Raw genomic sequence first — 12,365 nt, 5'->3', positions numbered from 1 at the left:
TTATCCTCTCCTTTTTTACTTTTTACTGTTAACAAAACTGTCATTAATTAATGCTTCAGTTTCTGGTCTATTGTTTATTAGTTTTTCTTTATACCAGAAATCTATTGCTTTTGATGTAACTTTACGTATTAATCCAGGATTTTCTTTCGTACCAAAATATTCTTCATTTTTCTTTTTATCATAAAATTCTACGTCCGGTAATGTATTCTCGAAATCCTTAACAGATTGATTCATAGCTTTAGCCATTATCTGATTACCTTCTTTTGGATGATTTTTAATAAAATCTAATGCATCAAACCAACCATTAACAATATTTTGTACCAGGTCTGGGTGATTTTTAATAAAATCTTTACGAAAACCAAGTGAATCAACGATGAGACCAGGAGTCTCCTTACTTGATATCAATACATGACCAAAATCTGTTTGTTCTGCTTTTGTAAGCCATGGTTGCCATGTGACTGCCGCGTCTACTTTCCCAGAAACGAATGCCGATCCTGCATCACCAGCACTCATATTAATTGCTTTAACATCTTTTAACTTCATTCCGTTTTTATCTAATAAGTATAAAAACCAGAAATAACTGGCACCTCCACTCATATCTATAGCAACAGATTTGCCTTTTAAATCGGCAAATGTTTTAATACTTTTTTTTGCAACTACACCATCTCCTCCGAAAGAAGTATCCAAAGCTAATACTTGTTCTACTGGAATTCCTGCAGCGGCCGTCATAACATGTGTATCAACGGTAGTAACAAACCCTTGAATTTTATTTGCAGCCATAGCAGTTCTTCTGTCCGTAGCACTTTGTATAGTTTCCAATTTGACATTAACACCATCTTTTTTGAAAATACCTTTTTCACTAGCAACATAAAGTGGTGCGAAACCTACCCATGAAGAAACACCTATTTTTACAACTATATCTTTATTTTTATCTCCTTGATTTGAAGCCGTACTTTTACTGCTATTACATGAAGTTAAAAGGAGGGATATTATTAGAAGAATAGATATCACTATTATACTTTTTTTCATTTTTTATTCACCCTTTCTTAAATAAATAATTTTTATTAGCAATAGATTTTAATCTTTTGAACTATTTTACTAAATCTTCAATTTGTTCGCCTTTTAAAGCTTTAACAACATTATTGACAGCTCTTATTTTTAATTCTTCAATAGATTCCTTAGATAAATACGATATATGAGGCGTTACAAGAATATTTTTACATTTAAATATCCCCTCTCCAATTTTAGGTGGCTCGTTTTCTACAACGTCTAATGCTGCACCAGCAATTGTCCCATTTTCAACCGCTTGAATTAAATCATCTTGTACGATGACACCTCCTCTCGAAGTGTTTATTATAATAGCTGTATTTTTCATCAACTTAAATTCTTTCATTGAAATTAAAGCTTTTGTTTCCTCATAATATCTTGTATTAATGCTAATATAATCTGCATTCTTAAGTCCTACTTCTAAATCGACCCTTTTTACATTATATTCCTTTATTATATTATTACTAACATATGGATCATAAACTATAACATTTAAGTCTAAGGAATTAGCTTTTTTCGCTACTAATCGTCCAATTCTTCCAAATCCAATTATAAAAAGGGTAGAATTTTTTATCCGTCTATTTAAATGAGTTATTGCTTGAGCACCCCATTGTCCTTTCTCCAAACTATTGAATGCCGTATTATTCAATTGTTTGTTAAAGTAATAAATACACGCAATCACGTAATCCGAGACATCCTCAACACAATAACCGGGAACAAAAGTAACTTTTATATCTTTAGATTTTGCGGCATTTATGTCAACTCTATCATATCCTCCTCCATATATTGAGATAACTTTACAGTTTTTTAAAGCTTCTATTGTTTCATTTGTTATATTTACATATATCTGACACAAAATGGCATCTGCATATTGTCCAAATTCATTTAAATCTTTATGATAATTGTTTTTTGAGTGTTTAATCATACAGTCGGGAAAGTTTTGCCTTAATAAATTCTCTTCGATATCGTAATTAGACCATTCTTCATCAATTATCCATATTAATGGCTTCACATTATCAACTCCAAGTTTATATTATTAATTTTAATATTTCATGCTCCTTATACTTTCTTCTCTTATTAGATCTACTGCAATTTTTTTATATTTTAAAAAGCTTGTTGATGTTTTTACCTGATAATTTCTTGGTCTATCTAAATTTATATCAATAACTTCTTTTATTTGACCAGGACGAGAAGTCATAACAAATACCCTGTCTGCCATAAAAATTGCTTCATCTACATCATGTGTAACTAAAATTATCGTTTTTTGTGATTTTTGCCAGAGATTTAATAATAATTCCTGCATTAAGCTACGAGTTTGCATATCTAGTGCGCCAAAGGGTTCATCCAGAAGAATTATTTTTGGATCGTTAGCTAAAGCTCTCGCAATAGCTACCCTTTGCTTCATCCCTCCAGAAAGAGATTTGGGAAAAACATTTTCGAACCCTTTTAATCCTACAGCATTGATAAATTCATGTGCTATTTTTTTTCGTTCATTAGGATTTATACCTCTTTCTCTAAGTCCATACTCTATATTTTTTTCAACAGTCAACCATGGAAATAATGTATATGATTGGAAAACCATACCTCTGTCAATTCCTGGTCCTTTTATTTTTTTACCGTCTAATTTGATATAACCTGTGGAAGGCTCAATAAGGCCTCCAATAATTCTTAATAATGTAGATTTTCCACATCCTGATGGGCCAAGAATTGAAATAATTTCTTTTTCTTTTACTGTAAAATTTATTTGTTCTAATGCTTCTAAGGATTTCATATGTGTATTAAATGTCTTTTTAATATTATAAACTTCCAAATATCCGCTGTTATTGTCCATTAATATTCATCTCCTAGTATAATATATTTGTAACAAAGTTACATGATTTACATCAAATCGGGAGTTAATACATCGAACAATAATTTAATATAGCTTTTCTATGTTCGGATTTATTCCAATACTCAACTTCCATGTTATGCATATCTTCCCTTAAATTACTTTATATGTCACATCTTAAAAGTCATTTAAGTTGTTTTTAAATAAATAATTTGGGATATCCTTTAAGCCGGTATAGACTTAAGCTTTAACTTTGTGTACAATCTTCTCTGAATAGAGGATAGATGTATCACCTCCTGGGAAACCATCTGGATGGTCTATACCTGTGGCTGAGCTAGTTTTATTCCATTTAGTGAGGATTAATGTTTCGGCTGGTTGGGAGCGGCTTTCCGGGATACCCGCGTCACATGCAAGGAATTATCCCATTTTCGTAGTAAGTTCGGCTCTTAATTGAGTTTGTTTGTTATGCCCTTTTTTGCAAAGTAAGAAGTTTAAATTTTTCTCTAAAACCTATTGACTTTTACTAGCTGGTCTTTATATCTAACATTAGATCCATGGAAATAGCCTATTGTAAAGATATTTAAAAAAATAATCAAATAAAAGTCCAATTAACCCAATTACTACAATTCCAACAAAAATTTCTGATGTACGAAGCATCCTCTGAGCATTAATAATAACATAACCTATACCAGAAGAAGCACCAACTAATTCCGCAACGATTATATATGTCCATGCCCATCCTAATATTAATCTCAGTGAATCAATAATTGCAGGTAAACTGGAAGGTAATATTATCCTCCATAGCACAGAAGATTGCGAAGTCCCAAGTGTATATGCCACATCTAATAAATCCTCTCTTACATTTCTAATAGTAGTTGAAATCATTAAAACTAATTGTGGAAAGCTCCCAATAAAAATTATTGCTATCTTTTGTACTTCATTAACACCAATCCACAATATAAATAAAGGGATAAATGCTGATGCCGGTAAGTAACGTACAAATGACATTAATGGCTCTAAAAATGCCTCTATAGGTTTGTAAGTACCAATTAATATCCCTAATGGAATTGCTATTAAAGCCGATATTAAAAAACCCATCAATACACGAAAAATTGTAATTCCTATATCATGTATGAAATTAAATTCTGTGAAAAGTCTTATAGCAGCTTGAATTGTTTCCGTAGGAGTCGGCAAAAAGATTTTGGGAACTAAACCACTATACGATAAAATAGACCATAATATAAAGAATATAACGAAACTGCTACATCCTATTATAAAATAATTTCGTTGTTTTAATGCAGCTTTAGGATTAAAAGCTTTGCCTAATTTCATCATAAATGTAATTGGTTCGGCTTTTATATCATCACTATACATTCCCTTATACCTCCTAGTATAATATATTTGTAACAAAGTTACATGATTTACATCAAATCGGGAGTTAATACATCGAACAATAATTTAATATAGCTTTTCTATGTTCGGATTTATTCTAATACTTAACTCCCATATTATGCATATCTTCCCTTAAATTACTTTATATGTCACATCTTAAAAGTCATTTAAGTTGTTTTTAAATAAATAATTTGGGATATCCTTTAAGCCGGTATAGACTTAAGCTTTAACTTTGTGTACAATCTTCTCTGAATAGAGGATAGATGTATCACCTCCTGGGAAACCATCTGGATGGTCTATACCTGTGGCTGAGCTAGTTTTATTCCATTTAGTGAGGATTAATGTTTCGGCTGGTTGGGACCGGCTTTCCGGGATACCTACGTCACATGCTGGGTTGTTTACTCACTAAATAGAATGGATACTCTTATTCACTTTTACTTAAAGGAGTTGTTGCTTAATGAATTTTTTGCCTAATTATATTAGTGTTGGTATTGATGTTGCAGCTGATTTTAGCTGGTTTTGCATCTTGACGCCTGATGGAAAGGAGTTTAAAAAGCCATTTAAAGTTGAACACGATAATTCTGATTCCATGAAGAATGCTGTTCTGACAATTAAAAAGGCAGAAGAGCAATTCTCCATGAAATCTAAGATATTTCTGGAGTCTACGGGAATCTACCATTTCCCACTCTTCTGCCACCTAAAAGAATTAGGATTTGAGGTTTTTGTTATTAATCCTCTTATTACTAATTCTAACAAAAATATTGGCATAAGAAAAGTAAAAAATGATAGATTTGATGCAAAACGTATTGCTGCTATTGGTTATTCGCCTGACACCAAAGTTTCTGTTATGCCCGCTGAGTTAATTTTATATCTTAGATGTTTATGCGAGAGTACTATAGCCTTGTCGATAATCGTAGTTCTTATGTGAATAAGCTTAAAGCTCAATTGCATATTGTTTTTCCTGGCTTTTGCAAGGTTTTTTCTGATATTACTGGTGTTACGGCTGTTGCTGTGTTAAAGAGATTCCCAACGCCAGAAGATGTTATAAATGCCCAACCTGATGAAATTATTAAGCTTATCTCATTATCATCAAGAAAAGGCTTAAACTACGCTAAAGCTAAGTATGATAAACTATTTAAAGCTGCTAAAAATGCCTTAAATTTCAGGTATAATTTATCTTCTGTATATGATGTACTTAAAATCAATGTCTATCTTATTGAAGAATTTGATAAAAAGATTAACCTGATATTATCTGAAATCAAAGCATTTGTGGATAAAAATAAGTCTGAGAAATTTGTGCAGCAAATTTATTATCTTGATTCTATACCTGGTGTAGGCTTTCTTTCAGCGGTTACTCTTATGTGTGAAATAGGCGATTTTTCAGCATTTAGCAAACCCAAGCAGCTTTTTGCATATTTTGGTGTAGATCCTTCTCAATGAATCTGTGCATTTTAAAGGTACTGACAATAAAATGTCCAAAATATGATTATTATCAGAAAAAGAAAGAATCTAAACCTAAAAAGGTGGCTCTTGGAGCAATTATGCACAAGATTTCAGACATTGTATTTGCTGTTCTAAGAGACAATAAGCCTTTTGTAATAAAGACGCCTGATGAACACAAATTACAATATCAGAACATTCATAAAGCTGCTTAAAGTTTTGCATTATGCCTGGAAATAACGATTAAGCTCTATTAAGTTTTCAAAGTTCGGCTCTTAATTGAGTTTGTTTGTTATGCCCTTTTTGCAATGTAAAAAGTTTAAATTTTTCTCTAAAACCTATTGACTTTTACTAGCTGGTCTTTAAAAATAACTCTTATTAGTTTTGTTTTGTTAAAGATATTATTTCGTTGTAAGCATCAACTTCAATAATATCTCCATTTTGCAAAGTTTCATAAAATTCTTTATCTACTTTGTCAACCATTGGCATCTCCATAATAATTGAACTAGCAACTAAAACGGGATCTGGATATTTTATAATGAGTGCCTTTGGTGCTGTTCCATTTAAGCTCAATTGGTACATTCCATCAGCCTGAACAACAGAACTAGCTTTGCCACTTGGAAAAACAAGTATTTTCCCCGATATACACTTACCTTCAAGATCATGATTTTTTTCAATAACAATACCTGTTTTTGGTTCTACCAAATAGAAGCAAAAATCATCTTTTGATATAATAACTTCACCTTTTGCTTTCCCTTCTGAAATTTTATGGCATTTAAATTTTAATGTTTTTATATTCATCATATCTCCCCCTTTAAAGCAGCATCAACACATTCTGGTAATCTTCTTATAACAAATGTGATATTCCTTCTTTTGGTATAATAAGCACATTTTGGAGAATCTGTAACACCTCTCTTCCCATACAAAAAATTCCAACATGGCTGATCCATGCAAGTATCATCCACAATATCACCTCCCGCTTCATTTATTATCTGGAGGTAACCCATTCTCTTGGCTAATTCCTTTGTCAGGAAGGATGTCATGATCCATAATTTAACAGCTAGCTTTTTTCCTGCTATTTGCCTAGCTACTTGTCCAACTTGATTAATAGTAAAATGTGGACATCCAAATAAAGCAAAATCAATTTTTCCTCCACTTTCTGAAATAGTATCTTGTATTGACCTTAAATCATCATCTGTAACTGTTACAAATTTCTTTGGTTTATCACCTTTAAAAGCATCATCTAAAGTTTTTGCTTCTGGTGTAATTCCAACAATATGAAACATTGATATATTTCCAGCAGTGTTTAGTTGAGCTCCTAAATTCATCAAAGATTCATTTGATATAATTGAAGGTAAACCAACAAAAACTGGTGTTTTGAATCCTATCTTTTTGGGTAATAAATATCCTAAAAGTTGATAATCAAATTCATCCTTAATATTTGCTTTTACATCAACCAAAACCTGACCTTTCCTATTATTATCAATTAAAAATCCATATAATGGTGTTCGACCTGTTATAGAAGCACATAAAGCACTTTGAGCTGATTCTCTATTCGTTCTCGCTCCATATACTGAATTTATAAAAGGTGTTGCACTAGATTCAGAAAATGCTGTTATCTCCCCAAATCTTGGTATGTTCTTTTCTAAATACGGTGTGCAATTATATGTTAAAGTTGCTCCAATATCTTTATAAACTTGTCGTGTACGCCTTATCATCTTTTCGTCTTCGATAGAAATATCCGTTAAATTTTTAAAATACTCTAAATTAAACCCGGGATTTACTGTAGGCGAAATTTTACACTTTGCCCCAGCCTTTACTAATTTCTCAGCAAACCATAAATCGGCTTCCTGATTGCTTAAAGCTACATGTGCACGAGAAATTGGTACCATTTTTTCAGCACCTAATGCATCGCCAATAGCCACTTGTATTTTCATTGCTAGCGCAGTACCTTCACCATATTTACCATAAAGCATATCTTTCTCTTCATCAGTAAGAGTCATATATTTAACCTCCAATACTATAATTTTAAATAAAAAAGATGCCTTTCATTTTTAAATGAAAAGCATCTTTGCTTTATCTTAATAAATAATTTTATTATTATTTTTTAAAAAAATTACATAATATTAAGAAATTTTTACTAATCCTCAGTAAAATAAATATTGTTTTTTTGTTCATACTCATCAATTTCTTTAAATCTTTCATCAATTTCTTTTATTCCCTTTGCAACATCACGTAGTAATAAATTAAAAAACAACATTGGTGTACTATAAACATCAAATATTGATATATTTGTAATTGGAACAATTATAATCGGATTTGCAAAATTAATAACTGGCGAAAACATTCTATCCGTAATAGCTGCAACAGAAAAGCCCTTTTTACCCAATTCGTCTAATTTATTAATTAATATGTTAGGATACCTTGGAAATATTATTGTAATAATTTGGGTTTCTTTAGGGTTTAGTAAATTAATACTATCCCATAAAGATGTTCCCGGTGTAACACAAGTAATGCCACCTCTTATTTTATTTAGTATATAAAATATATAGGGTAATAGAGTTGCAGACATCCTTGCAGACAATAGAACTAAATTTTTAGCATTAATTATTTTTTTAACTAATTCTTTATATGATTTTTGGTTAATTATATATTTTAGCTCGTCAGCATTAGTCTTTTCACTATTAATTATATCTATTATACCCTCGTCATTATTTATATATTTCAACCTTTCTGGTGTTGTAATTTCTTGTCTAACATATTCTTTCAAATGTCGCAAAAAATCACTATAACCATGGTAGCCTAATAAAGTACAAAACCTAGAAATACTAGCTTGGCTAATATTTAAATCTTTTGCTACCTCACTTGCAGTCATAAATGTTACATGTTTATAATTTTCTTTAAAATAATGTGCGATTTTTTTAAAAATAGGCGATTTTTCTGAAACTAAAAATAAATTCTTCTCAAACTCTTCAATACTATTAATATTTGATTTTACTTTTATAACTTTGGTTACCTCCTTTAAATACTATTAAATAATATTTAAGCTAAAGTAATTTAAAATCTAGCAATTAATGAATCCATTCTTTATGTAATATATTTTGAATGTTCTTATTCTTAATTATATCACTAAAATATTATTTGTCAATAGAAAAATATAAATTGTGTAATTATTCTGTGATAATGTCATATCCCCAATTTTGCAGCAAATTTTTATGTAATGTAATCCGAAACCATTTATTCTACTAATGATTTCGGGTATTTTTATTTTAAAATTTTGTCAAATTTTAATGTCGTTTTCTAGAGGATTGTGGTATAATAAAAGAGTAATTCTTTGATATCACAAGACTGTAGAGGTATTTAATTTTGTATCTAAAAAAAGTACAAACCATAAAACAGGAAGAACCTATTTGTCAATTGTTAACAGTTATTATGATAAGCAAACAAAGCAATCTCGCACAGCCACGGTTCGCTCTATTGGTTATCTGGATGAACTTGAAAAAGAATATGATGACCCAATTGCATTTTTTACTGAAGAAGTTCGAAAAATGAATGAAAAGAATAATGACAAGAAGCTTCCTGTTAATCTCCAAATTGCCTTAAATGAATCTATGAATTCTAATTACAACGCTCGCAAGAATTTTGGCTATGCAGCTTTGATAAAATTTATCATGAACTTGAAATAGATAAATTCCTCAGAAACAGACAACGGCACTCAAAAGAAGAATATGATGCAAATGCTATTATGAAACTTCTGGTATTCTCACTCTTGCTTTATCCCGCTTCAAAGAAAAAGACTTATGAAAACAGAGATATATTCTTTGAAAAATTTGATTTCTCTTTGGATGATATATATAGGTGTCTTACTCTGTTTAACAAACACAGTGATTCTCTTCAGCTTTGGTTACATGAGCATATTAAAAACCAGTATAATCGAAATACAGATTTGGTTTACTATGATGTCACAAATTATTACTTTGAAATAGATGAACAGGATGATCTGCGTAAAAAGGGAGTTTCAAAAGAACACCGTCCAGATCCAATTGTACAGATGGGCTTATTCATGGACACAAATGGTATGCCTATTACATATAAGCTTTTTCCTGGTAATGCGCCTGATAAAACTACTTTGATTCCAGCTTTAAGCAGGATCCAACGAGAATATTCTTTAGGTAGAATAATTATTGTAGCAGACAAAGGATTAACTACTGGAGATAACATTTGGCATATTTTATCTGCTAAAAATGGATATGTATTAAGTTATTCTGTTCGTGGTGCAGATAAAGATTTTCAGGATTATGTTCTTGATGAAAATGGATATATTAACAAAGGTAATGGTTTTAAAATTAAATCAAGACTTTATCCTAGGGAAATTCAAGTGACTGCAACGAATGGTAAAAAGATAAAAAAGGTAGTACATGAAAAACAGGTTATTTTCTATAGTCCTGAATATGCAGCAAAGGCCAAGCAAGATCGTGCTGCTGTACTAGCTAAAGCAATGGACCTGATTAAAAATCCTGGAAAGTATAATAAATCTATATCTTATGGTACAGCCAAATATGTGAAAAACCTTACATTTGATGCTGATACAGGTGAAATATCTGAGAACGTACATCAAAGCTTGACTTTTGACGAAGAAAAATTACGTGAAGAAGAAAAATTCGACGGTTATTATGCTATTGTTACAAGTGAATACAAAGAGGTACCTGAGAAAATCATTGAGATGTACCGTGGACTTTGGAAGATAGAAGAGTCCTTCAAGGTAACAAAAAGTGATTTTGAGAGTAGGCCAGTTTATTTATCGTTGAAGGAGCATATTGATGCTCATTTTCTGACATGTTTTATAGCTCTTGTAATTGTAAGGATACTGGAACACAGATCGAAGGGCAAATATTCAGTAACAGAAATGCTTGAAAGCTTAAGTAAAGCATCTTGTAGTCATGTTAAGGAGAACTATTATCTTTTTGATTTTTATAATGATGTACTTGAAGATATCGGAAAAGAGTTAAACATTGATTTTAGTAAAAAGTTTATGACACTTGGAGAGATTAAAAAAATTTTAGGAGAAACGAAAAAAAGTTAATTTTCACTACATCTTTGGGACAAATTTAAAAAGCCCGAAACCCTTTATTTTAAAGAGGTTTAAGGCTTTTTTTATCTCTTTTTGCTGCAAAAGTCAGGGTATTTATCAAGGCTTAATTTCCTATGCCCTTTTTTAAAATACCTTTAATTTTATATCACTAACCAACCTTGCCATAGCAACATATGAAAAAATTCCTAGTTTCAATTCTTATTTTGTTATCATAGTTCCTAATGCTACAACTAAAATATAAAGCATACCGTAGAGATGACATTTTTACTAAATAAATTTGTTCTTTTTTAGGTAACATTTTTACAGACTATTGACATTAATAATTTTTACCTAGAGCTAATTCATTACCTTTACTGAGAATTTCTATAGCAGATTTTACATCCATCTCTATATTTTTTGCCATATATATCACCTCAAGTACATTTTAAAGCGTCTCTATGGCTTTTTTTAATTTTTCTGTTACAACATTAGCGACATCTTTTAACTCGTCATTGTCTATCATGCCTATTACCTCCTCAGGATTTATTGCCGATACAACTGTTTTGCCATTATCTTCATATACAATTACATTACATGGTAGCATAAGTCCTACAATAGGTTCTTTTGATAGTACTTCATATGCATGATTTGGATTGCAGGCACCGAGAATTACGTAATTTTTAAAGTCTTTATTAATCTTTTTCTTAATAGTCTCTTTAAGATTAATTTCAGTAAGAACACCGAATCCAACAGCTTTTAAAGCCTCTTTAACCTTAGTTATGGTCTCCTCAAATGAATAATCTACCTTTTTTGTTATACCCAATTCCATAATAATCACATTCCTTTCTTATTCCTGTATTTACACCCTATATAGCATTCCCGGTTTATCTTAGAATAATTACACTTATTCTCCCTTTTGAAACCCTTTGGAAATCTAATGTCAAATTCCATTTCAAAAAATTTTACGGCCTCCTCTATGGAAATTCTTGTACATTTTTTACAGCACCTAGCACCACCAGCTTCTCCAATTCTTTTAAGCGCATTTGCTACCGCTAAATGGGCTTTCGAGCGTTTTAAAGGTGTATAAGGTGTAGCTTTATAAATAACACTAATAGCAACGCCAACACCTACGCCTGCACCACATGCACCGTAATATCCGCACACACCACCAGGTACTTCTTTACCTCTATTAATTGTTTCAATTATATCATCGTCAGATGCCTTTCCTGTTAAATTTTTATATGCAGTAACAATTGCAGCTGGCACCAATGCATGGTGTTCTGGTCCATGCATTGGTATCCTACTATCAGCCATTATATTTTCAACTATTTCCATAGGATCTCTTGATTTTGTATTAAGACAATATTCTTTTATTACTTCAATGCCGTCCTTTGCGTGACAACTGTCGCAGACGTAATGCCCATCCATACAGTGGGCACGAGTTAATTCTTCTATACCACAGTACTCGCATTTTTTCAAAACCGGCTTTTCTAAATAAATAAGCGGCTTTCCGCATACCATGCAGTTTTCCATATATTTTTTCTCGCAGCACTCCATAATTATCTCCCTTCATACAAATATAGAAAT

At 31.2% G+C, this 12,365-nt stretch carries 9 protein-coding genes and 2 pseudogenes; 2 read left to right on the top strand and 9 right to left on the bottom strand.

The window, feature by feature from the left end:
• Positions 1-15 precede the first annotated feature (15 nt).
• From CPG45_RS09340 to CPG45_RS09325, 4 genes are all read right to left on the bottom strand, one after another.
• Positions 16-1,029, bottom strand: coding sequence for an ABC transporter substrate-binding protein (locus CPG45_RS09340; protein WP_096231650.1), 1,014 nt, complete (start codon positions 1,027-1,029; stop codon positions 16-18).
• 61 nt (positions 1,030-1,090) lie between these two features.
• Positions 1,091-2,059, bottom strand: coding sequence for a C-terminal binding protein (locus tag CPG45_RS09335; protein ID WP_096231649.1), 969 nt, complete (start codon positions 2,057-2,059; stop codon positions 1,091-1,093).
• 30 nt (positions 2,060-2,089) lie between these two features.
• Complete coding sequence (locus CPG45_RS09330; protein ID WP_096231648.1) at positions 2,090-2,878, bottom strand: ABC transporter ATP-binding protein; 789 nt, start codon at positions 2,876-2,878, stop codon at positions 2,090-2,092.
• 543 nt (positions 2,879-3,421) lie between these two features.
• On the bottom strand, positions 3,422-4,249 hold the full coding sequence (locus tag CPG45_RS09325; protein ID WP_197702790.1) for an ABC transporter permease: 828 nt from the start codon (positions 4,247-4,249) through the stop codon (positions 3,422-3,424).
• Positions 4,250-4,724: 475 nt separating this feature from the next.
• Between CPG45_RS09325 and CPG45_RS18495 the strand changes: the two are divergent.
• Positions 4,725-5,922, top strand: a pseudogene (locus CPG45_RS18495) (IS110 family RNA-guided transposase).
• Between the two features lie 163 nt (positions 5,923-6,085).
• On the opposite strand, the gene CPG45_RS09315 reads toward CPG45_RS18495, so the two are convergent.
• From CPG45_RS09315 to CPG45_RS09305, 3 genes are all read right to left on the bottom strand, one after another.
• Complete coding sequence (locus tag CPG45_RS09315; RefSeq protein ID WP_096231647.1) at positions 6,086-6,508, bottom strand: aconitase X swivel domain-containing protein; 423 nt, start codon at positions 6,506-6,508, stop codon at positions 6,086-6,088.
• A complete protein-coding gene (locus tag CPG45_RS09310) occupies positions 6,508-7,710 on the bottom strand; it encodes an aconitase X catalytic domain-containing protein (RefSeq protein WP_096231646.1) in 1,203 nt (400 codons plus the stop codon). Before CPG45_RS09310 ends, CPG45_RS09315 begins: the two co-directional genes overlap by 1 nt.
• A 137-nt stretch (positions 7,711-7,847) precedes the next feature.
• A complete protein-coding gene (locus CPG45_RS09305; protein WP_255405172.1) occupies positions 7,848-8,624 on the bottom strand; it encodes a MurR/RpiR family transcriptional regulator in 777 nt (258 codons plus the stop codon).
• A 493-nt stretch (positions 8,625-9,117) separates the two neighbouring features.
• Here CPG45_RS09305 and CPG45_RS09300 point away from each other — a divergent pair.
• Positions 9,118-10,790: pseudogene (locus CPG45_RS09300) on the top strand (IS1634 family transposase).
• Between the two features lie 433 nt (positions 10,791-11,223).
• Here CPG45_RS09300 and CPG45_RS09295 read toward each other — a convergent pair.
• Both CPG45_RS09295 and CPG45_RS09290 read right to left on the bottom strand, forming a co-directional pair.
• On the bottom strand, positions 11,224-11,607 hold the full coding sequence (locus CPG45_RS09295; RefSeq protein WP_096231644.1) for a DUF302 domain-containing protein: 384 nt from the start codon (positions 11,605-11,607) through the stop codon (positions 11,224-11,226).
• Positions 11,608-11,612: 5 nt separating this feature from the next.
• Positions 11,613-12,335 (bottom strand): DUF5714 domain-containing protein, encoded by a 723-nt coding sequence (locus CPG45_RS09290; RefSeq protein WP_096231643.1) that lies wholly within the window; start codon positions 12,333-12,335, stop codon positions 11,613-11,615.
• Positions 12,336-12,365 lie beyond the last annotated feature (30 nt).

The sequence above is a fragment of the Thermoanaerobacterium sp. RBIITD genome (assembly GCF_900205865.1).
Lineage (GTDB): Bacteria > Bacillota > Thermoanaerobacteria > Thermoanaerobacterales > Thermoanaerobacteraceae > Thermoanaerobacterium.
This window is presented reverse-complemented; position numbering and strand designations above follow the sequence as displayed.

Bases quoted from the DNA above. Each gene is read 5' to 3' on its own strand.
- CPG45_RS09340 (WP_096231650.1), bottom strand. From the start codon at position 1,029: ATGAAAAAAAGTATAATAGTGATATCTATTCTTCTAATAATATCCCTC.
- CPG45_RS09330 (WP_096231648.1), bottom strand. From the start codon at position 2,878: ATGGACAATAACAGCGGATATTTGGAAGTTTATAATATTAAAAAGACA.
- CPG45_RS09325 (WP_197702790.1), bottom strand. From the start codon at position 4,249: ATGTATAGTGATGATATAAAAGCCGAACCAATTACATTTATGATGAAA.
- CPG45_RS09315 (WP_096231647.1), bottom strand. From the start codon at position 6,508: ATGAATATAAAAACATTAAAATTTAAATGCCATAAAATTTCAGAAGGG.
- CPG45_RS09310 (WP_096231646.1), bottom strand. From the start codon at position 7,710: ATGACTCTTACTGATGAAGAGAAAGATATGCTTTATGGTAAATATGGT.
- CPG45_RS09295 (WP_096231644.1), bottom strand. From the start codon at position 11,607: ATGGAATTGGGTATAACAAAAAAGGTAGATTATTCATTTGAGGAGACC.
- CPG45_RS09290 (WP_096231643.1), bottom strand. From the start codon at position 12,335: ATGGAGTGCTGCGAGAAAAAATATATGGAAAACTGCATGGTATGCGGA.